We start from the raw sequence: 19,955 nt of genomic DNA, 5'->3' as shown, positions 1-19,955 counted from the left end.
CTGCCGGTCCGCCAGCGCTGCGAATTCCAGGAGCACGCAGCACGCAGCACGGTTAGCCGGTCTCTCCGTCGTCTCGCTGACCCGCTAATGTCCGATGCCTTTGAAGCGATGGCGGCCGCTCTTTCAGGTGAGCGTCTACTACCTGATCCGCCGCGCCTGCAGATGTGAACAGCCGTCGATATTCAGCCGGCGTGGTTTGCTTGGCGGCCCTGAACTGCCGATTGAAATTGGCGATGTTCGCGAAGCCCGAACGGGTCGCGATGACGGCGACCGGCAGAGCGGTATCAGACAGCATCCGGCATGCATGCCCGATGCGAACCCGGGCGATATAACGGCCAACGCTTTCACCGATATGCTGAACGAAGTAACGCGTGAGTGTGCGTTCCGACAGGCTCGCAGCCGCGCAGAGTTCCGAGAGTCGCAGCGGTTCGGCAAAGCGCGCATCAATCATCGAAAGAACCCGATTGATCCGTTCGGGTTCGTGGCCGGACGGCCCCGTGGCAGGATGATTGAAAGCACTGGGCGAGGCGAGCGGTTGGCCCGGTGCGTCGGCGAGCATGCACAACATATCGAGGGCGGCGCTCAGGCGCTCGCGTGCCTCGTTCGAGAGCAATTGCGTCAGACGCTCGCGCATCGATTCGCCAGCAGGCGGCTCGAACGCCAACCCACACGCGGCCCTGCGTAGCAGCTTGCGCAGCGGTTCGTATTCGGGGCAGCAATCCGCCATACGCCGCGCCCAATCGCCGTCGAACCAGATAACGATGGCGACCTGCGGCGAAGATGGGTCGATCGAACGATTCGACGCCCAGGTGTGGGGAAGATCCGGCGGCACGAGGACGAGATCCTCAGCTTCATATTCGTTGACCGAGTCGCCGATGTAGCGCTTGCCATGGCTGTTCATTGTCAGCGTGAGCTCGTACTCGGGATGGTGATGCCACTCGAACGGAATACGCGGAAGCCGCCGATGGTAAACCCGGAGCGAACAGTTCTGGCCGAACTCGACGTGTTCATAGGCTGGTTTCATGGCCGGAAACGCAAATTAATTGCCTGAATAGTATCACCAGGGAATGCGTTCACATCATATCCTCGCCCATATCAAATCGATAGGGAGACAGTCATGGCGTTGAAAATCGAGGACCTGCCGAGCGCGATCCGGCAAGCGAAAAGAACGTTGCGCGCAGCGTTGCCGAACTACCGGGAGGTCTTCGCCGAAGTCGAAGAATCGATCGGCGCCGAGGCGCAGCGAATCGCCGCGCAACGCGATCGAGGTGAGGATGTCATTCCCGAGATTCAGTTTTCCGACATCACCGAACAACGCGTCACCGCGGACCAGGTTGCGCTCGTCAAGGCGCGCGGTGCATGCGTGATCCGGAAGGTATTCCCTCGTGCACTGGTGCAGGGCTGGGACGAGGATATTGCCCACTATGTCGATCGCAATAACCTCGACAAGCACCTGGAAAACCGCGCCGAAGACAAGTACTTTGGACAACTGGCGTCCAGCAAGCCGCAGATCTATGGCGTGTACTGGTCGAAGCCGCAAGTGCTGGCCCGTCAGTCGGCTGCATTGACCGAGGCACGTGTATTCCTGAACCGGTTGTGGCGCAATGAGAGCGAGGGCCGCGTGCACTTCGATCCGGAGCGCGTGCCGGCCTATGCCGATCGACTGCGCCGGAGGCCGCCGGGTTCCGCGTCGCTCGGCCTGTCGGCGCATTGCGATGGCGGCTCAGTCGAGCGCTGGATCGAAAGCAATTTCCGCCAGGTGTATCGCCATGTGTTCGCGGGCAACTGGCGAGACTACGACCCGTTCGACGCGGCGTTCCGACCTGACGTGGAAGAGATCGCGTCGCCGGCCGTATGTTCGATGTTTCGCACGTTCCAGGGCTGGACAGCCTTGACGCCGCAAGGTCCGGGCGACGGCACGCTACAACTCGTACCGATTGCCAATTCGATGGCGTACATCCTGCTGCGCGCGCTTCAGGACGATGTTGCCGAGGACGACCTATGCGGTGCGATGCCTGGGCGGGCGCTGTCGATCAAGCCGGAATTTCATGCGCCGTTGTTCGAGGCGCTGTCGTCGATTCCCAAAATGGAAGCGGGCGACACGGTGTTCTGGCACAGCGACGTTATCCACGCGGTCGAAGACGAACATAAGGGCACGGGTTACAGCAATGTGATGTACATCGCCTCGGCGCCCGCATGCGCCAAGAACGACGCTTATCTGAAGCGTCAATTGCCGAGCTTTCTCAAAGGTGAAAGCCCGCCTGATTTCCCGGCCGATCATTTCGAAGTGGATTTCACCGGACGCGCGACGGTTGACGATCTGACACCGCTTGGCAACGCGCAACTCGGGTTTGACCTGTAGATCGGAAAAGACGCCTCACTCGCATCGAAACGAGCACGCATGCGTGCTCGTCCTGGCCGATTGGGAGTGTTTGATTCCTCAGAGGGAATCTCGTCAATTTACAAGGATGTACGCTCTTTGCGGACTACTCGCTGTCACGCTTTCTGGCTGCTATTCTGTTGAGCATCATTGTCGGAGCCCACGCCACGAACCGCCTTTTTCTCCATTGAAGAACCCGGATCGCCTTGATCCTTGCAGCCCGTATATGGACCGGCAGCAATAGTATTTCCACAAGTCTCGCTACACGTGGCCGCAGATGCAACAGGATTCCGACCGCACTCAACGCGCGAACAGGAGGAGTTGTCATGTCCATGCTTCAACGAGTTGTTCGATTGCCAAAGAAGTCCTTCGATCTGGTCAAGAATGCCACCGTGATTGACAAGCGAAAGCTCTATGCGACTTGGGAGCATATTCAACTGACAAAACTACTGGCCTACCTCGATGTCGATTGCGTTTTCGATATCGGGGCCAGCCAGGGCGAATACGCCGAGATGCTGAGAAAGAAAGCGGCTTATAAAGGCTACATTTTTTCGTTCGAACCCAATCCGCACGATGCCCGTATTGCTCGGGAACGTGCCGAAGGTGACGACAAGTGGATCGTGATTGAGCTAGCCATTTCGGAGTCGGACGGCGAGGCACAGTTCAATGTGATGCGAGCAAGTCAGTTCAGCTCGCTGAGCGCACCGAAGAATGACGATGTCGAGCTGTTTCGCCATGTGAATTCGGTCGCGGAGACCATTACGGTGAAGACAGAGCGCCTGGAAACCACGCTACGGCGCTTGCGTGCCGAGTACGGATTCGAACGGCCATTTTTGAAAATGGATACGCAAGGTTTTGATGTCAAGATCGTGCAGGCCTCAGCGGGCATCATGCGAGATTTCGTTGGGATGCAAAGCGAGCTGGCGATCGCGAAGCTTTACGAGACCTCGGTCGACTTTCGCGAGGCCATCACGGAATACGAACGTTGCGGATTTTCGCTTAGTGCTTTCGTTCCGAACAATTCGGGACACTTTCCCTGTCTTCTGGAGATCGATTGCGTGATGATTCGCTCCGATCTCGCGCCAAGTTGGCTCGCTCTCGGTAACGCACCCGAAAGTTCGACCTTCCCTGTGTTCGATCCGAACCACGTATGGTGGACGTCCTGAAAGGGCACGTTCGCATTGCGAGGTGTTTCGCGCAACGCGATCATTTCAAATGACTGTTGCGCCAGTCACGCGGCGTCACGCCAAAGCGTGAATTAAACCAGTTCGTGAAGGAACCCTGCTGCGAATAGCCTAGCAGTGCGGAAACCCGTCCGATGGGATAGCGTGGGTTGCTCATGTAGCGCACGGCGAGTTCGCCTCTTACTTCCTCGACCAGACGCGAGAAGCTGGTGTGCGCCAGTTCAAGTTGGCGTTGCATGGTGCGAACGCTCAGACGTAAATGGCGGGCAACCCGTTCGACGGTGGCCTGCTCGATGGGCAGCAATAAGTAGATCGCCTTGCGTACTTCCAGCGCGGTCGAATCGACACCCGTCACGTTGAGTGAATCCGCGAGGCTCTCGGCATATCGCACCAGTTCCGGGTCAGCGGCGGGATTCGGGTAGTCGAGATCGGCGGCCGCACACACGAAGCCATTGAAATCGCTACCGAACTCCAACGGACAGCCGAAGAACCGGCGATGAAACGTCAGGTCTTTCGGTCCCTGATGAACAAAATGGACCGCGCGTGGCTTCCAGTGATCGCCAAGCAGGGCACTGGAGTGGCGCCAGAGAACACCGACCGCGAGTTCGATCGCCTGATTCGTTGGGATACCCGGTTCGACGACCAGTTCTTCGCGGATGGTGACCGTTTCGCCCACGTCCTCGACGTACACAGCCAGCGCTTCGTTCAACAGATGCCGGTACTCGGCCGTGGCCAGCAATACCTCGCGCAGCGTGCGCTTGTGCGCGAGCAGGACATTGACCACCCCGGTACCGAACTTCTGCCGGGTCTCGGCCATCTGCAGCGCGAAAGTCGGGCATGACGCCTTTTCGGCCGTCAGTTCCAGTAGTCGGCACGCGGCGGCTGCCGGAATGCGATCGTCCGGATTCGCAAGCGCCGCGGTATCGATGCCGACCTGCTGTGCAAGCTCGACCGGGTTCAGTCCGGCCCGCCGCGTCACATCGAAATAGCCGCTCATGGCCACCGAACGCAACATCGTTTCCATTGCTGTGTCTCCGCGCCCATCTCGCAGGCGGCGCCGTTGTGTCTGGTCATGAAATGCCTGCCGCGCGCCCATACTGGTGTTAACACGCAGTGGCATGAAATCCTAAAAGGATGGCGCCCAATCACAAAAGTGTAACGCAGGATTGCCGTATCGTGCGATCTCAACGGTTCATCATGTTCCGACCAGTTTTGATGCGGCCAGCCGTGTCGCGAGCGTCGGAACGCCGTCCCCTTATTGGAGAACACGATGCAATTCCTCGACGATTCGCTGCACCCCGAGAACCAGGACAAGGTTGTCATCACGACCGCTCCCTACGGCCCGGAATGGATGCCCGAAGATTTTCCGGAAGACATCCCGGTGACGATGGAGGAGCAGATCCAGAAGGCCGTCGATTGCTACAACGCCGGCGCGACCGTCCTGCACCTGCACGTGCGTGAACTGGATGGAAAGGGCTCCAAGCGCCTGTCGAAATTCAACGAACTCATCGCGGGCGTGCGCGCGGCCGTGCCGGACATGATCATCCAGGTCGGCGGTTCGATCTCGTTCGCGCCGGAAGACGACGGCCAGGCTGCGAAGTGGCTGTCCGACGATACGCGTCACATGCTGGCCGATCTCGATCCGAGGCCGGATCAGGTGACGGTGGCGATCAACACCACGCAGATGAACATCATGGAGTTGCTCTATCCGGCGTACCTGGAAGGCACCTCCTTGTCCAACCCCGCGCTCATGGCCGCTTATAGCGAAATGACGGTTCCGGCCGGTCCGGCATGGGTCGAGGAGCACTTGCGCCGCCTGCAGGCCTCGGGCATCCAGCCGCACTTCCAGCTCACGGGCATCCATGCGCTCGAGACACTCGATCGTCTCGTGCGCAAAGGCGCCTACAAGGGGCCGCTCAATCTGACGTGGATCGGGATCGGCGGGGGCTTCGACGGCCCGAACCCGTTCAACTTTTTCAACTTCGTGCACCGCGCGCCGGACGGCTGTACGCTCACGGCCGAGTCGCTGCTCAAGAACGTATTGCCGTTCAACATGATGGCGTTGTCCATGGGCCTGCATCCTCGCTGCGGCATCGAAGACACGATCATCGACCAGCACGGCAACCGGATGACTTCGGTGCAGCAGATCGAGCAGTGCGTGCGCGTGGCGCGCGAACTGGGCCGCGAGATTGCTTCCGGCAAGGAGGCGCGCGACATCTACCGCATCGGTGCGCAGTACGAAACGGTCGGCGAGACGCTCGCGGCCAACGGCATGGCGCCGAATCGCGAAGTTGGCGTGAAGAACCTGCCGTTGCGCGCGGCGTGAGAGGTTGGAATGTCGCTGACGCTTTGCGGATGTCGAGTTTCAAAGTAGGGCTCCCCGGTATGCCGGGGAGGGTTGCACGGTATCCATAAAGACCGCCTTTGCCCAACTGGTCAAAGGCGGTCGCCAACGAGCTGGACACGAAGGAGACGACTCATGTTCACGCATGCCGAGCCCACGACGGCCGATGTTTCGACGACGCAAAAAGACGTGCGCGCGTATGCGTGGGTGGTATTTGCCCTGACGGTCGGGTTGCTGCTTTCTGACTACATGTCGCGGCAGGTGTTGAATGCGGTGTTTCCGATGCTCAAGGCCACATGGAACCTTTCCGACACCCGGCTCGGTTCGCTGAGCAGTGTGGTGGCACTGATGGTCGGCGTGCTCACCTTTCCGCTGTCGGTGCTTGCCGACCGCTGGGGCCGCGTGAAGAGCATCGTCCTGATGGCGGCAATGTGGAGTCTCGCGACGCTCGGCTGCGCGCTCGCGACGAACTATGGCGAGATGCTGCTCGCGCGTGCCTTCGTCGGTATCGGTGAAGCCGCCTATGGCAGCGTCGGCATCGCCGTCGTCCTCAGCATCTTTCCGGCGCGGCTGCGCTCCACGCTCACGGCCGCGTTCATGGCTGGCGGGGCGTTTGGTTCAGTGCTGGGCATGGCGCTAGGCGGTGCAGTCGCCGCTCACCTGGGCTGGCGCGCGGCGTTCGGCGCAATGGCGGCCCTGGGGATCGTGCTGCTGGTTCTCTACCGGTTTGCCGTCACCGAAAAACAGCTGGCGCGGCTGCAGCCCGCAAGTGTGAGCCGGCAAGCGCAGGGCCACGGTGTATGCGTGAGCTTCCGCGCGCTGATGAAAGGACTCTTTTCGACGAAGTCGGTCGTGTGCGCCTATGTCGGCAGCGGCATCCATCTGCTGGTCCCGGCAGCCGTATGGGCGTGGATGCCCAGCTTCCTGAATCGCTACTACGGCATGTCCACCGGCAAGGCCGCCATGAGCGCGGCAATGTTCGTACTGGCAACCGCTTTCGGCATGGTGGTGTGCGGGATTCTGACCGACCGGCTCAGCAAGCATGGACGGGAAAGGAAGTGGAGCACGGCCATCGCCTTCTGTCTGATCTGTTTCGTGCTGCTCACGATCGGTTTCCAGATGCCGGCGGGTCCGGCACAGCTCGTCGTGATTGGCGCCGGCATGTTCTTCAGCGCAGGCGCGACCGGCCCCTCGGGTGCAATGGTGGCGAACCTCACCCCGCCGTCGATCCATGCGTCGGCATTTGCCACCCTGACGCTCGCGAACAACCTGCTGGGGCTGGCCCCCGCTGCCATCCTGACGGGTATCGTCGCTGACCGGGTTGGGCTGCTCGGCGCGCTGCAATTCGTGCCGTTTGCACCGCTCGTCGCCGCGGCCGCCTTCTTCATCGGCAAGCGGAATTATGGCGTCGACCTCGATCGCATGAGTGCCCTGCGTGAACAGGCCGGCTGCTGACCCAACCGTCACTCGCGACGTTTGGACCTGACAAGTGCGCCTGAGAGCGGGACGGGCAGGCCCGTCACCGGTCAAATAAATTCGCAGTTCAAGTAAAGGATAGGAGAATCGATATGGCAAAAGCAGTGCGTTTCCATGAAACCGGCGGTCCCGAAGTATTGCGCTATGAAAACGTTGAAGTGGGCAATCCCGGTCCCGGACAGGTTCGCTTGCGCCACGAGGCAGTGGGCCTGAATTTCGCCGACACCTACTTCCGCACCGGCCTGTACCCCGTGCCGCTGCCCGCAGGCATGGGTGTCGAGGCGGCAGGCGTGGTCGAGGCAATCGGCTCCGAGGTGACCAACGTCGCGGTCGGCGACCGCGTGACCTACACCGGCTTTCTCAACACACTCGGCGCCTACAGCACGGAACGCCTGGTCCCGGCGGCGGCGCTCATCAAGCTGCCGGCTGCGATCTCCTGCGAAACGGCTGCCGGTATGACGATGCGAGGCCTGACCTCGTCATACCTGATGCGCCGCATTCATGATTTCAAGGCGGGCGACACCATCCTGCTGCATGCGGCCGCCGGCGGTGTCGGCCTGATTGTGTCGCAATGGGCGAAGCTGCTGGGTCTCACCGTAATAGGCACGGTTTCGAACGAGGCCAAGGGCGAGGTGGCCCGTGCGCATGGCTGCGACCACATCGTCTACTACAGCCGGGAGGACGTTGCGAAGCGCGTGCGCGAACTGACCAACGGCGTCGGCGTGGATGTCGTGTTCGACAGTGTCGGCAAGGATACTTTCGAGTCATCGCTCGATTCGCTCCGGCGCCGTGGCCTGATGGTCTGCGTCGGCACAGCGTCCGGGCCGATCCCGCCGTTCAATCCACAGATTCTGGCAATGAAGGGCTCGCTCTACCTGACGCGCCCCGCGCTGGCGGACTATATCGCCGACCCCGCCGAGAAAGACGAACTCGCCGGTGAACTCTTCGGACATGTCGCCGGGGGCCGCATCAAGATCGAACTCAATCAGCGTTACGCGCTGGAGGACGCGGCGCAGGCCCACCGCGACCTTGAATCGCGCAAGACGACCGGCTCGTCCGTCTTCGTCATCTGAGGAGAACAGCATGCGAGTCGAACAATTGACGTGCGCGATCGGCGCCGAACTGGTGGGCGTGAATCTTGCCGATGCCATCGACGATGACGGCCTGTTTGCGGAAATCCGCGCGGCGCTGCTCAAACACCGGGTGTTGTTCCTGCGCGACCAGGACATCTCGCGCGCCGGGCACGTTGCGTTCGCGCGCCGTTTCGGCGAACTGGAGGACCATCCCGTCGCCGGTAGCGACCCGGAATATCCGGGCCTCGTGCGCATCTACAAGAATCCGGATCAGCCCAACGACCGGTATGAAAACGCGTGGCACTCCGATGCCACCTGGCGCGAGGCGCCGCAGTTCGGCGCTGTCCTGCGCTGTGTGGAGTGCCCGCCCGTCGGCGGCGACACGATGTGGGCAAACATGGTCCTCGCCTACGAGAACCTGCCGGACCACATCAAGGTCCAGATCGCGGACCTGCGTGCCCGCCACAGCATCGAGGCGAGCTTCGGGGCTGCAATGCCGATCGAAAAACGTCTCACTCTCAAGGCGCAATTTCCTGACGCGGAACATCCGGTTGTGCGCACGCACCCGGAGACCGATGAGCATGTGTTGTTCGTGAACGCCTTTACCACCCATTTCACCAACTACCACACGCCGGGGCGTGTGCGCTTCGGGCAGGATGCCAATCCGGGCGCGAGTGATCTGCTGCGTTATCTCGTCAGCCAGGCCTATATCCCCGAGTACCAGGTCCGCTGGCGCTGGAAACCCAACAGCATCGCGATCTGGGACAACCGCAGCACGCAGCACTATGCAGTGATGGACTACCCGCCGTGCCCCCGCAAGATGGAGCGCGCCGGAATTATCGGTGACAAGCCGTACTGATGGGCCAGGAGGCCGCTTCATGACTCTCGATACAACACCGACCATCCTGCTGGTGCCGGGCTTACGCGACCACGTCGCGGAGCATTGGCAAACGCTGCTGGAGCAAAAGTTGCCCAAAGCGGTCTCGGTGCCGCCGCTCGAGCACGACAAACTCAATTGCGCGGCACGCGTCGCGGCGCTCGATGCCGCACTCGCGAAAATCGATGGTCCCGTGATTCTGGTTGCGCACAGCGCTGGCGTGATGATCACGGTGCATTGGGCCCAACAGCATAGCCGCAAGATTCACGGTGCGCTGCTCGCCGCTCCGGCCGACCTCGAGACGCCGCTGCCGGCAGGCTATCCAGCCTTCGACGCGCTCGCTCAGAACGGTTGGCTGCCGATTCCACGCGAACCGCTGCCGTTTCCGAGCATCGTCGGTGCGAGCCGCAACGATCCGCTCGCGCAGTTCGAGCGTGCGGCGGCGATGGCGAACGACTGGGGCAGCCGGCTCGTCGACCTTGGCGAAGTCGGTCACCTGAATCCGGTCGCGGGGTTTGGTGAATGGCCGATGGCGGAGACGCTGATCCATGAACTCGTCTGATCAGATACCGGTTGGCACGGTCGATGAAATCGGACCCGGCCAGCGAAAACGGGCCTTCATCAATGGCCGTGGCATTGTCCTTTTTAACATCGACGGCACGATCCACGCGATTGACGACTCGTGTCCCCACCAGGGCGCTTCGGTCGCAAACGGTCATCTCGACGGGTGCGTGCTGAGCTGCCCGGCGCATGGTCTGCGCTTCGACCTTCGCACCGGTTGCATGCCGGGCGCCAGTGGCTTGAGCCTGACGACATTCCCAGTCCGGGCCATTGACGGAAGGTTGTTCGTGAGTCTCGAGGATCCAGTCGCCAGTCCCGCGCCGGCACCGGCGTGCAATGCGGCGTCGTGATCCGTGCCGCGGGAACACACCGCCATTCAGGGGAACAAGGATGCAAGGTTTGATGATGCAGCAACCGCTGCTGATCGCTTCGCTGCTCACGCATGCCGAACGCCATCACGGCGGCCAGGAAATCGTGTCGCGACGGGTCGAGGGTGACATCCACCGGTATCGGTACCGGGATCTTGCGCAACGCGCGCGCCGCATGGCCAATGCGCTCGCAAGCCTCGGTATCCAGCCGGGCGAGCGGGTAGGCACGCTGGCGTGGAATGGCTACCGGCATATGGAGCTGTACTTCGCCGTGTCCGGGGCCGGGTCCGTATTGCATACGCTCAACCCGCGTCTGCATGTCGATCAGCTCGCGTACATCATCGAGCATGCGCAAGATCGCGTCGTGTTCTTTGACCTGACGTTTCTGCCGCTGATCGAGAGCGTCGCGCCGCGCGTCAAAAGCCCGAAAATCTTCGTCGCCATGACAGATCGCGCGCACATGCCTCAAGACCTTGATCTGGCCACGACGCTGTTGTGCTACGAGGACCTCGTCGACGGTCACAGCGATGCTTTCGACTGGCCGCTGCTGGACGAAAATAGCGCGTCATCGCTGTGCTACACGTCCGGGACGACCGGCAATCCGAAGGGGGTGTTATACAGCCACCGCTCGACCTTGCTGCACACCTACGCGGCGGCGCTGCCGGATTCGCTGAACTGTTCGGCGCGCGATGTGATCTTCCCGGTCGTGCCGATGTTCCATGTGAACGCGTGGGGATTGCCTTATATCGCCTGCATGGTGGGGGCGAAGCTGGTGTTTCCGGGGCCGGCGCTGGATGGCAAGTCGCTTCATGAACTGATCGAGGACGAACAGGTCACGCTGTCGGCCGGTGTGCCGACCGTCTGGCAAGGACTGCTTGCGCATGTCGACGCAATTGCGGGTTCGTTTTCGTCGATGCAGCGCACGATTATCGGCGGGGCTCCCTGCCCGACGGCAATGACGACAGTGTTCCAGGAGCGTCATCGCGTCGACGTCGTGCACGCGTGGGGCATGACGGAATTGAGCCCGGTTGGCACCGTCTGCAGTTTCAAGGCGCATCAGGTGTCTCTGCCCGTGGAAGAGCGCTACGCGCTTCAGGCGAAGCAGGGGCGCCCGGTGTTCGGCATCGACATGAAGATCGTCGACCTGGACGGCAAGGCATTGCCGTGGGACGGCGCCGCAACTGGCGACCTTCTCGTGCGCGGTCATTGGGTCACGCGGGAATATTTCGGCGGTGACGACACGCCGCCGCTGCGCGACGGCTGGTTCCCGACCGGCGACGTGGCCAGGATCGATCCCGACGGTTTCATGCAGATTACCGATCGCAGCAAGGACGTCATCAAATCCGGCGGCGAATGGATCAGCTCGACCGACATCGAAAACGTCGCGTACCTGCACCCGGAAGTCGCGACAGCGGTATGCATCGCCGCGCGGCATCCGAAGTGGGACGAGCGGCCGCTGCTGCTGATTGTGAAGAAGCCAGGTAGCGCGCTCGCCGCCGAGGAACTGCTTACCTTCTTTGACGACCGGGTTGCCAGGTGGTGGAAGCCGGACGCCGTGGTGTTCGTCGACTCGGTTCCGCTCGGTGCAACGGGCAAGATACTCAAGAACCAGTTACGGGACCAGTTCGGCGATCACTACCTGTCGGCCTGAGACACCGGCATCGCAGCAACACAGTTTCATCAGAGCAGCAAGCTATAAGCCACCGGGTCCGCCCGGCGAGCATAAAACCTGGAGGAGACAAAATGAAATTGAAATCAAGCTGCTTGGTAGTGCTGATAGTTTTTTCGGCGTCAGCCCATGCCCAGTCATCCGTTACGCTCTACGGCGTGGTGGACAATGGACTCCTGTATCAAAGCACGTCGGCGGCGACATTCCTGCCGACCGCGCGTAACCAGGGGCATGTCTACCAACTGAAGGACGGTGGTATCTATTCCAGCTACTGGGGCCTGAAGGGAATCGAAGACATCGGCGGTGGCTACAAGATTACGTTCAAATTGCAAGGCTCGTTCAACACCACGAACGGCAAGTTCGGGCTCTCCGACACGCCGGGCACGACCGCGCTTTTCAACCAGTATGCGACGGTCGGCGCCACCGGGCCGTTTGGCACGTTCGACGCCGGCCGGCAGATCATCCCGATGATCTACGCGATGGCGGAAACCGATGTACGCGGCGCGCAGTATTTCGGCAGCATCCTGACTGCGTGGCTCGGCATCAACCAGGCGGCGGGCTGGGCCGGCACCAGCACGAATGCTCCAATCGGCGCGCTCTATGACAGCAACGCACTGGTCTACAGTTCGCCGAAATTCTATGGTGCCTCGCTTGCGCTGGAGTACGCGCCGGGTGGCGTCGCGGGACAGTTTCAGGGCGGCACGCGTGAGTCGGCCGTGCTCAAGTACTCGAATTACGGTCTGAACCTGTCCGCTGTGTACTACAACGGACATGACACCAATCCGTATCCGCTGACCTATCCGGCGGCTCCCGCTACGCCGGCGACAGGCCAGAGCAATAATCGTTTTTACTATTTTGGTGCGATGTATGCGATCAGCGGGTTTTCTGTATCCGCCTCGTACGGCATCGGCAAGAATCCGGCGAAGAGCAGCACCGCTGACTTCGAAATGGTATCGGGTGGCCTCGGCTACCAGTTCAATCCGCACTTCAAGATCACCTCTGGCTACTACTACCTGAAGGACCGGAACCATTCAGCGAATCATTCGAGCGAAGTATCAGTGGGTGCCGAATACAACCTGTCCCAAAGGACCAAGCTGTACGCGCAAGTCGGCTACGTCGACAACAAGGGGACGATGACCCAGACGATCATCTATGGGGCACCGGTTGCGCCGGGCGTCTCCACCACGGCGGCCATGATCGGCTTGCGCCATAACTTCTGATTCCGTCACCCTCATCAAGCGGAGCAATCCATGAAAACAATCATCAAGATACTTGGGCTGGCTGTCGTCACATTGTTTGTTTCAATGTCCATGACCACGCGGTGCCAGGCCGGTGATGCAGCCAGTAGCTCGTCCGGTGCGCAAGGTGCATCCGCGGCGGCGGGATCGGGGGCAGCGGCGCCCATGGGCAGGAAAGCAGATCGTGCGCTGCGCCGGAAGGTTTATGCTGCCATCGGGAAGTACAAGGAAATCGGCGCCGGAGACATCAGTGTCACCGCGAAAGACGGCGCGGTGACACTGAATGGCACGGTCACGGATACGGCTCAGATCGGCAAAGTGGAGGCGATCGCTCGGGGCGTTCCCGGCGTGACGTCAGTGACCAACAAGCTGACGGTGAAGAAGCCATTTGGTGGCATGTAATCTGCCGAGGTCAGGGGCGGGCTGGGCGAGGCCGGAAGCGAAGACTACGTCGACGCCATACCTCCTTCAGCCGCACTCCACCCCGCAACCCATCCAGGCAACTCTGGCGACGGCTGCGTAATCTCCGCCAACTGCAGCAACTCCGCCGTCGTTACGGTGCCGCCGCTTCGCTTCAGGAAGCGTGCTCGCACCACGGACAATGCGACTTGCACATCATCGCGCACGAACCCTTGTTCGATGAAGATATGCTTTTCATCCCAACCGATCACGCGAGTCTGGACGTTGTAACGGTTGCCAAGCTCGAGCGACCGGTGAAAACGCATCGTTTCCAGCGTGACGACCGGATACCAGCCACGTGTCTTCAATTGCCGCCATAGGCCACTACGCATCATCAGATCTACGCGAGCCAGATCCAGAATCGTGAAGTAACGGCCGTTGTTCATATGCAGCAACACATCGAGGTCATTTAGCCAGACACGAAAAGGCGTGACACACGTATCGAGCACGTGCAGCCGACTCCGGCGACGGCTGGTGAATAACAACAGCAGCAAACGAATTAGTAGACTCATGCGAAAACCCGAGGATAGGAACGCGCCGCGTGCGGCATGGAAACGTGAATGGTAGTCGCGCAGACAGGATCCGAGGCGAAGATCGCGGAGTCAATCTGTAGAACACTCCCTCGAAAAGAGGCGACATGCCGTAATGAATCACGACATAGGCATAGGGTGTCTGCGCATGCCTTTCGACAAATGCCAGGCTAATATCGCTCTGACGCGCTATTCAAGGGCAACCCATCATGATCAGACCTTCAATCGCAAAACACCACAGCGGCGTGTTCAGAACATTGGCCGCGCTACTGACGTCGAGTGCGGTCCTGTCCATGTCCGTTTCGACGCCTGCTGTCGCACAAACGAAGGAGCCGGACACATCGATGACGAAGGTGTTTGCGCCGGGCGGCACGCTGCGCGCATCGATCAATCTCGGCAATCCGGTTCTGGCGAGTCTTGATCCGGCGACAGGCGAACCGGTTGGCGTGTCGGTCGATCTCGCGACCGAATTCGCCAAACGGCTTGGCGTGCCGCTGCAACTGGTGGTGGTCAAGTCGGCGGGTGCTTCGGTTGAAAACGTCAATCAGGACAAAGCGGATATCGGTTTCTTCGCCGTCGATCCGAAGCGCGGACAGGAAATCGCTTTCACCAAGCCGTATGTGCTGATAGAAGGGTTTTATCTCGTGCGCGATACCTCGCCGATCACCCGCAACGAGGACGTCGATCGACCCGGCGTGACGGTCGCGGTCGGCAAGGGCAGCGCCTACGATCTGTTTCTGACACGCGAACTGCATCACGCGACAATCGTCCGGATTCCAACCTCACCGGCCGTTGTGCAGGGCTTTCTGGATCAGCATCTCGACGTGGCTGCGGGCGTCAAGCAACAGCTCGAAAAAGACGCCGCGTCAGCAGGCGGATTGCGGATACTGGATCAGCGCTTCATGGTGATCCGTCAGGCAATGGGCGTGCCAAAGGCCAGGGGCGATGAAGCGGCCGCGTATCTGTCGAGGTTCGTCGAGGACATGAAGTCATCGGGCTTCGTCGCGGCGTCGCTGGCGCGGCATCACATCGCGGGCGCGGCGGTCGCAGGTAACAACGAGTAGCCGCCACACGCTGGTGCCGTTGGCCTCACGGTGTGTTGTTCGGCTTTTGCCCGGTTTTCTCGGGTCGTGATAGTTCAGCGGCTGAAATGACGGGTGCAACGCCCGTCAGATAAGGATTCCTGCCACTGCTGTAGCGGTGCGGAATCAACCGCCGCCGAAATCTTTCAATGTACTTTCTGTTGCAGCGAATTTCGTATACCCCCCTACCCTATCTGTCTTATACTCCCCCACGGTATATCGGAGGCTATCCATGAGTCACACCATTCGTGAGAAACAGAAGCTGCTCAACCGCGTCCGGCGCATCAAGGGGCAGGTTGAAGCCATCGAGCGAGCGCTCGAGGACGAGCGGGGGTGCATCGACGTGCTGCAGCAGATCACCAGTTGCCGTGGCGCGATGAATGGCCTGCTGGCCGTGGTGCTCGAGGACCATATTCGCACGCATCTTGTCGACGCAGAAACTCACGAAGAACCGGCTGGCAGTGCGACCGACCAACTGATCGAAGTCGTTCACAGCTATTTCAAATAGAGTCGAAAATGAGTGATTTCAAAGACGCCGCGTTCGGCGCAGGACATGACCACATCTTTCTGGGTGCCGGTCATGAAAGGAATGAGCGCAAGACATGGGCTGTGATCGCGCTGTGCAGCGCGATGATGTTGATCGAAATTGTCGGTGGCAGCATGTTCGGTTCGCTTGCGCTTGTCGCCGACGGCTTGCATATGTCGACGCACGCTGGGGCGATGCTGATTGCGGCCCTGGCCTACACTTACGCGCGCAAACACGCCACCGATTCCCGTTTCGTGTTCGGCACCGGCAAGCTCGGCGACCTCGCAGGGTTCACGAGCGCCATCGTGCTCGCGATGATAGCGGTACTGATTGGCTACGAGGCGGTCTCGCGCTTTCTGTCGCCGGTGCCGATTCACTTCGGCGAAGCGATTCCCATCGCTGTGGTCGGCCTGCTGGTCAACCTGGCAAGCGTGTGGCTGCTAAGCGGCGGCGACCACGGGCACAGCCATGGTCATGGTCATGGCCACGGTCATGCTCACGACGCCCACGCTCACGCGGATGAGGAGCAGAAGATTTTCGCTGCGTCCGGCGTGTTCACCGTTTCTATCTTCGAAGACGGAGTGCCGCCCGTTTTCCGGATCACCCCCGCAACAAAGGGTTCATCATTCGACTCGTCGGTCGTGTCCGTTACGACGATGCGCGCTGATGGAACGCAGCAGGTATTCGCCTTGGCGGACCGTGGCGGCTATCTGGAATCGAAGGAAGAGATTCCTGAGCCGCACGCTTTCAAAGCGGTTGTACGGATGCCGGACGGCGAGCATGAGGTGCAATTCGAAGAACACGAGCACGGCCACGATGCGCATGACGCCGCGACCCGGGATCACAACATCCGCTCGGCTTACATCCACGTCATGGCTGACGCGGCGGTCTCCGTGCTGGCCATCGTCGGGCTTGTATTGGCGCGTGCGTTCGGATGGATGTGGATGGACCCGCTCGCGGGCGTCATCGGTGCGCTGGTGATTGCCAACTGGTCGTACGGCTTGATGCGCGACACGGGTGCAATCCTGCTCGACATGAGCCCCGACCGGCGTATGGCGGAGAACGTACGGCATGCTATTGAGGACCGCGGCGATAAGGTTGTCGACCTGCATGTGTGGCGAGTGGGACCGGGTCACATGAGCGCCGTGGTGTCGGTGGCGACAGGTGAGGCCCAGCGTGATTCACGGTTCTATCACGCAGTGCTCGAGCGTTTCAAGGGGTTGTCGCACGTCACCGTAGAGGTGCAGCCTTCACATGCGGCGACCTGCTGATACATGGCAGTGAAGTCGCCGTGCGCTGTGCGTCGACGTGTGCGCCTTCTGATCGCAGCCTGAGTCTGCCGATATTCGATTCAGTAAGGCTTGGGGCCGTCGTTTGGTAGTTCATTGGCAGCTTTAGAAGCGACGTGAATCAGCGTTCGCGCGACTATTACAATGGCGGCAGCCATCGGATCTAGATGTCGAGCGCGGACTGCCGGCGAACTTCCGGGTTCGTCCAGAAGCGGTCGTCCGACACCCGCTATCCAGTGACCGAAGTCCTCTCTGACGCCTGTTGACCCGCGCAGGGCCAATTGATACGATGGCACCAGTTTCAAGACGCCCTCCCGGTTCGCCGGGAGGGCGTTTCTTTTTGGTTTTCACACACCTAAAAAGGAACGCCTTGAAATGAAATCGCAAATTCACTTCTACCCCGCATCCGATATTCGCCTGGGATACACGCAGCTCGGGAACGGCTCGCATCACGTGCTGGTCATGCATGACTGGCTCGGAGACCACTCGAACTACGATGCGGTGATGGCATATCTCGATCCCGGCTCATTCACATACGTGTTCGTCGACTTGCGCGGTTATGGACGATCCATCGAGTTGACCGGCGCTTTCACGATCGAAGAGATTGCCGCCGACTGCTTTGCACTCGTCGATCAACTCGGTTGGGAGCGTTTTCACGTAATAGGCCATTCCATGACCGGGATGATCACGCAACGCATGGCTGCGGATGCGCCGCATCGCATCAAGGGCGCGGTTGCCGTGTGCCCGATCTCCGCGGCGGGAAACCCGTTGAACCCTGAAGCCCTTGCATTCTTCGCGAGCACTTGCGAAGACGACGAGTCGTTCCGACGGCTCGTCAAATACGTCACCGGGGGGCTTTCGGATGAGTGGGCGAGTTACAAGCTGCGGCAAAACCGGGAAAGGGTCGCGCCGGACTGTCGGCCGCGATACCTGGACATGATGGTCGGCGCAAACTTTGTCGAAGACATTCGAGGGCTCGATACGCCGTATCTGGTCATCGTAGGCGATAAAGATCCCGGACTCGATGCTGAGGCAATGAAGAAGACATTCCTTGCGTGGCATCGGAACGCCGAGTTGCAGGTCATGCCAAATTGCGGCCATTATCCGATGCAGGAATGTCCGCCGTACTTCGCGACTATCGTCGAGCGTTTCTTGAAGCGCGACGTCGATTGACGTGTTCAGGGTGCCTATCGGCTTAGCATCTTTGACCACATCGAGTTGAGGCAAGACCCATCGGCGGACGACCGGGTTTGAACCGGAATTGTCCGCTGATGGGCGACAAAGGAAATTCGCGGCGAGGTTGGGTAGGGTACTGACGCGCGGTGGCCGAACTGCCGGGTTCGGGCCAGAAGCGGACGGTCACAAGTTGGTAGAGGAAGTGGTTCAGTAGTGGCTAACCGCGACGGATTACGATAAATACTGTTTCTTCGCGGATAAAGTCGCTTCTCAACTAAACTAGGCTGGGCTTGAGGAGAGGCTTTCAGCGCGGGTGAAAGAAGACCGTACGCGTGGCGAGCATGTAATGGTCAACTCATGAATTAAATAACTACGGCGCGGTTCTCGACTGGTTGTGGCAGCGTTCTACTAAAATCACGAAAAGTAAAATGATTAAGAAAAACAAGACCAATGATCTTTGTATTGAATATCTTCGACGGAAATGGCGTGAAATTTTAATCACAAGATTTGAGTACTTTTTGAATGTCTCGCCTGAATCAGCTCAGCGCATGCATAGCATCATGGATGCCATGATTAAGACTATGGAAAATGTCTTTCTGGAATTTTCTGGGTTAAAGGATTCTCAATTTAACGGGCAGATCATGTCTGATGATGAAGGTGTTTATTCTCAGCGTCTGGCCGAACTGTTATTTTATTACCGCCTCAGACGCATGGGTTTTGGGAATTTTCGGAGCAAGGACGCCGGGCCGGACTTCGTTGCCAGTAAAAACGGTGAAACCTTTTGTTTTGAGATTGTTACACCAACGCCAAATCAAGCCGTCAGGGCGCTGATAGCCAGAGGTGGTTTGACGATTGAAGAAAGGAATTTCCTATTCAGGGAACGCTTGCTGTCCGTGACCTCGGTTCTTGGAGATAAACTAAAAAAATTGGCAGAGCACCAGCATGCGGGCCACGTGCCTGATGGTGCGCATTACATAATCGTAGTCAATGATTCGATGCTACTTCCCTACGACAAGGCATGGTACGGAGCATGGGCGGATCTATGTTTGGGTGACAGTACTCTTCCCATCATCGTGGATGCCACGCTTGGCTCCGGAGATGTCGACCTGGGGATCGTTACTGCCGAGGGTGATGTTGATGAGGCAACCGGCGAATTTAGGAAATTGATCATAAAGAGTAATTTCAGCATTTCAATTAATGGAGGGAGTCCGGTGATTCCAGAAGACGCTGCATTACGCGTCAACATCAGACAGGAAATTGCAACCAGAAATCGTAAGGACGCTATATTTGTTGATATCGCTGAATCGGCAGGTGCGGCGGGTTTCTATCAGATAACTTTAAGGGAGGATATTTTTTTCTATCATGTTTTCCCCACCCACACGAATATCATGCCCAAATCCGCATTGGTTACATCTGTGAAAAATAAGAATTTAATCAGGAAGGCCGTTCTTCATACTTCGTCCTATGCCAAAGATGAAGACCTGGTTCAACCATTGATGTCGCCTGCTCTCTTGATTGGCAGGCAACCCGATGAGTTCAATCACCAGGTCATTTACGATAATTTTTTCAAGCCGTATTTGACTGGCGGGGAATTTTATAGCCCTCCCGCTCCGTGAGAGTGACTTGACCCGCACGTCCGTCATTCCAGACGCACCTGAATCAAGTTGGTAGCTGACCTGGCCGAGCTACCTGGGGCGCCCCCACGCGCAAGCGGCTTTTCGCT

Annotated in this window: 19 protein-coding genes; 16 read left to right on the top strand and 3 right to left on the bottom strand. The window is 59.4% G+C overall.

What is annotated here, in order from left to right:
- Window positions 1-52: 52 nt before the first annotated feature.
- Window positions 53-1,024, bottom strand: a complete 972-nt coding sequence (locus GH665_RS34855; RefSeq protein ID WP_153141608.1) for a helix-turn-helix domain-containing protein — start codon at window positions 1,022-1,024, stop codon at window positions 53-55.
- Between the two features lie 93 nt (window positions 1,025-1,117).
- Here GH665_RS34855 and GH665_RS34850 point away from each other — a divergent pair, with 93 nt between their 5' ends.
- Both GH665_RS34850 and GH665_RS34845 read left to right on the top strand, forming a co-directional pair.
- The gene (locus GH665_RS34850) at window positions 1,118-2,362 is read left to right on the top strand and encodes a DUF1479 domain-containing protein (protein WP_153141607.1); all 1,245 of its coding nucleotides are present in this window, start codon (window positions 1,118-1,120) and stop codon (window positions 2,360-2,362) included.
- A 344-nt stretch (window positions 2,363-2,706) separates the two neighbouring features.
- On the top strand, window positions 2,707-3,546 hold the full coding sequence (locus GH665_RS34845) for an FkbM family methyltransferase (protein ID WP_246216464.1): 840 nt from the start codon (window positions 2,707-2,709) through the stop codon (window positions 3,544-3,546).
- A gap of 40 nt (window positions 3,547-3,586) precedes the next feature.
- On the opposite strand, the gene GH665_RS34840 is transcribed toward GH665_RS34845, so the two are convergent.
- Window positions 3,587-4,588: an AraC family transcriptional regulator gene (locus tag GH665_RS34840; protein WP_153141606.1), complete on the bottom strand. Its 1,002-nt coding sequence runs from the start codon at window positions 4,586-4,588 to the stop codon at window positions 3,587-3,589.
- 246 nt (window positions 4,589-4,834) lie between these two features.
- Between GH665_RS34840 and GH665_RS34835 the strand changes: the two genes are divergently transcribed.
- The 9 genes from GH665_RS34835 to GH665_RS34795 all read left to right on the top strand — a co-directional run bounded on the left by GH665_RS34835 (window position 4,835) and on the right by GH665_RS34795 (window position 13,572).
- Window positions 4,835-5,890 (top strand): beta-keto acid cleavage family enzyme, encoded by a 1,056-nt coding sequence (locus GH665_RS34835; RefSeq protein WP_153141605.1) that lies wholly within the window; start codon window positions 4,835-4,837, stop codon window positions 5,888-5,890.
- Between the two features lie 153 nt (window positions 5,891-6,043).
- Window positions 6,044-7,363, top strand: coding sequence for an MFS transporter (locus GH665_RS34830; protein WP_153141604.1), 1,320 nt, complete (start codon window positions 6,044-6,046; stop codon window positions 7,361-7,363).
- A gap of 113 nt (window positions 7,364-7,476) precedes the next feature.
- Complete coding sequence (locus tag GH665_RS34825) at window positions 7,477-8,457, top strand: quinone oxidoreductase family protein (RefSeq protein WP_153141603.1); 981 nt, start codon at window positions 7,477-7,479, stop codon at window positions 8,455-8,457.
- A gap of 10 nt (window positions 8,458-8,467) precedes the next feature.
- The gene (locus GH665_RS34820; RefSeq protein WP_153141602.1) at window positions 8,468-9,316 is read left to right on the top strand and encodes a TauD/TfdA dioxygenase family protein; all 849 of its coding nucleotides are present in this window, start codon (window positions 8,468-8,470) and stop codon (window positions 9,314-9,316) included.
- Between the two features lie 19 nt (window positions 9,317-9,335).
- On the top strand, window positions 9,336-9,896 hold the full coding sequence (locus GH665_RS34815; RefSeq protein WP_153141601.1) for an RBBP9/YdeN family alpha/beta hydrolase: 561 nt from the start codon (window positions 9,336-9,338) through the stop codon (window positions 9,894-9,896).
- Window positions 9,883-10,245 carry a Rieske (2Fe-2S) protein gene (locus tag GH665_RS34810; protein WP_153141600.1) on the top strand — a complete coding sequence of 121 codons (363 nt, stop codon included), beginning with the start codon at window positions 9,883-9,885 and terminating at the stop codon, window positions 10,243-10,245. Before GH665_RS34815 ends, GH665_RS34810 begins: the two co-directional genes overlap by 14 nt.
- 40 nt (window positions 10,246-10,285) lie before the next feature.
- The gene (locus GH665_RS34805) at window positions 10,286-11,914 is read left to right on the top strand and encodes a 3-(methylthio)propionyl-CoA ligase (protein WP_153141599.1); all 1,629 of its coding nucleotides are present in this window, start codon (window positions 10,286-10,288) and stop codon (window positions 11,912-11,914) included.
- Between the two features lie 92 nt (window positions 11,915-12,006).
- Window positions 12,007-13,152 (top strand): porin, encoded by a 1,146-nt coding sequence (locus tag GH665_RS34800; protein ID WP_153141598.1) that lies wholly within the window; start codon window positions 12,007-12,009, stop codon window positions 13,150-13,152.
- A gap of 30 nt (window positions 13,153-13,182) precedes the next feature.
- On the top strand, window positions 13,183-13,572 hold the full coding sequence (locus GH665_RS34795; protein WP_153141597.1) for a BON domain-containing protein: 390 nt from the start codon (window positions 13,183-13,185) through the stop codon (window positions 13,570-13,572).
- A 44-nt stretch (window positions 13,573-13,616) separates the two neighbouring features.
- Here GH665_RS34795 and GH665_RS34790 read toward each other — a convergent pair whose 3' ends face one another.
- Window positions 13,617-14,141: a thioesterase family protein gene (locus GH665_RS34790; RefSeq protein ID WP_153141596.1), complete on the bottom strand. Its 525-nt coding sequence runs from the start codon at window positions 14,139-14,141 to the stop codon at window positions 13,617-13,619.
- Window positions 14,142-14,503: 362 nt separating this feature from the next.
- Here GH665_RS34790 and GH665_RS34785 point away from each other — a divergent pair, with 362 nt between their 5' ends.
- From GH665_RS34785 to GH665_RS34765, 5 genes are all read left to right on the top strand, one after another.
- A complete protein-coding gene (locus tag GH665_RS34785; RefSeq protein ID WP_246216463.1) occupies window positions 14,504-15,223 on the top strand; it encodes an ABC transporter substrate-binding protein in 720 nt (239 codons plus the stop codon).
- 250 nt (window positions 15,224-15,473) lie between these two features.
- Entirely contained in the window at window positions 15,474-15,749 is a 276-nt protein-coding gene (locus GH665_RS34780) for a metal/formaldehyde-sensitive transcriptional repressor (protein ID WP_153141595.1), read from the top strand.
- Between the two features lie 8 nt (window positions 15,750-15,757).
- On the top strand, window positions 15,758-17,038 hold the full coding sequence (dmeF, locus tag GH665_RS34775; protein WP_153141594.1) for a CDF family Co(II)/Ni(II) efflux transporter DmeF: 1,281 nt from the start codon (window positions 15,758-15,760) through the stop codon (window positions 17,036-17,038).
- Between the two features lie 393 nt (window positions 17,039-17,431).
- A complete protein-coding gene (locus GH665_RS34770) occupies window positions 17,432-18,229 on the top strand; it encodes an alpha/beta fold hydrolase (RefSeq protein WP_153141593.1) in 798 nt (265 codons plus the stop codon).
- A gap of 431 nt (window positions 18,230-18,660) precedes the next feature.
- Window positions 18,661-19,848, top strand: coding sequence for a hypothetical protein (locus GH665_RS34765; protein ID WP_153141592.1), 1,188 nt, complete (start codon window positions 18,661-18,663; stop codon window positions 19,846-19,848).
- The last annotated feature ends 107 nt before the right edge of the window (window positions 19,849-19,955 follow it).

Source organism: Paraburkholderia agricolaris (assembly GCF_009455635.1).
In the GTDB taxonomy this organism is placed as follows: domain Bacteria; phylum Pseudomonadota; class Gammaproteobacteria; order Burkholderiales; family Burkholderiaceae; genus Paraburkholderia; species Paraburkholderia agricolaris.
This window is presented reverse-complemented; position numbering and strand designations above follow the sequence as displayed.

Excerpts from the sequence above, each read along its gene's own strand:
- GH665_RS34800 (WP_153141598.1), top strand. The coding sequence starts at position 12,007 with ATGAAATTGAAATCAAGCTGCTTGGTAGTGCTGATAGTTTTTTCGGCG.
- GH665_RS34790 (WP_153141596.1), bottom strand. The coding sequence starts at position 14,141 with ATGAGTCTACTAATTCGTTTGCTGCTGTTGTTATTCACCAGCCGTCGC.
- GH665_RS34845 (WP_246216464.1), top strand. The coding sequence starts at position 2,707 with ATGTCCATGCTTCAACGAGTTGTTCGATTGCCAAAGAAGTCCTTCGAT.
- GH665_RS34770 (WP_153141593.1), top strand. The coding sequence starts at position 17,432 with ATGAAATCGCAAATTCACTTCTACCCCGCATCCGATATTCGCCTGGGA.
- GH665_RS34835 (WP_153141605.1), top strand. The coding sequence starts at position 4,835 with ATGCAATTCCTCGACGATTCGCTGCACCCCGAGAACCAGGACAAGGTT.
- dmeF (WP_153141594.1), top strand. The coding sequence starts at position 15,758 with ATGAGTGATTTCAAAGACGCCGCGTTCGGCGCAGGACATGACCACATC.
- GH665_RS34780 (WP_153141595.1), top strand. The coding sequence starts at position 15,474 with ATGAGTCACACCATTCGTGAGAAACAGAAGCTGCTCAACCGCGTCCGG.
- GH665_RS34840 (WP_153141606.1), bottom strand. The coding sequence starts at position 4,588 with ATGGAAACGATGTTGCGTTCGGTGGCCATGAGCGGCTATTTCGATGTG.
- GH665_RS34815 (WP_153141601.1), top strand. The coding sequence starts at position 9,336 with ATGACTCTCGATACAACACCGACCATCCTGCTGGTGCCGGGCTTACGC.
- GH665_RS34820 (WP_153141602.1), top strand. The coding sequence starts at position 8,468 with ATGCGAGTCGAACAATTGACGTGCGCGATCGGCGCCGAACTGGTGGGC.
- GH665_RS34765 (WP_153141592.1), top strand. The coding sequence starts at position 18,661 with ATGATTAAGAAAAACAAGACCAATGATCTTTGTATTGAATATCTTCGA.
- GH665_RS34795 (WP_153141597.1), top strand. The coding sequence starts at position 13,183 with ATGAAAACAATCATCAAGATACTTGGGCTGGCTGTCGTCACATTGTTT.
- GH665_RS34825 (WP_153141603.1), top strand. The coding sequence starts at position 7,477 with ATGGCAAAAGCAGTGCGTTTCCATGAAACCGGCGGTCCCGAAGTATTG.
- GH665_RS34855 (WP_153141608.1), bottom strand. The coding sequence starts at position 1,024 with ATGAAACCAGCCTATGAACACGTCGAGTTCGGCCAGAACTGTTCGCTC.
- GH665_RS34850 (WP_153141607.1), top strand. The coding sequence starts at position 1,118 with ATGGCGTTGAAAATCGAGGACCTGCCGAGCGCGATCCGGCAAGCGAAA.
- GH665_RS34805 (WP_153141599.1), top strand. The coding sequence starts at position 10,286 with ATGCAAGGTTTGATGATGCAGCAACCGCTGCTGATCGCTTCGCTGCTC.
- GH665_RS34810 (WP_153141600.1), top strand. The coding sequence starts at position 9,883 with ATGAACTCGTCTGATCAGATACCGGTTGGCACGGTCGATGAAATCGGA.
- GH665_RS34785 (WP_246216463.1), top strand. The coding sequence starts at position 14,504 with ATGACGAAGGTGTTTGCGCCGGGCGGCACGCTGCGCGCATCGATCAAT.
- GH665_RS34830 (WP_153141604.1), top strand. The coding sequence starts at position 6,044 with ATGTTCACGCATGCCGAGCCCACGACGGCCGATGTTTCGACGACGCAA.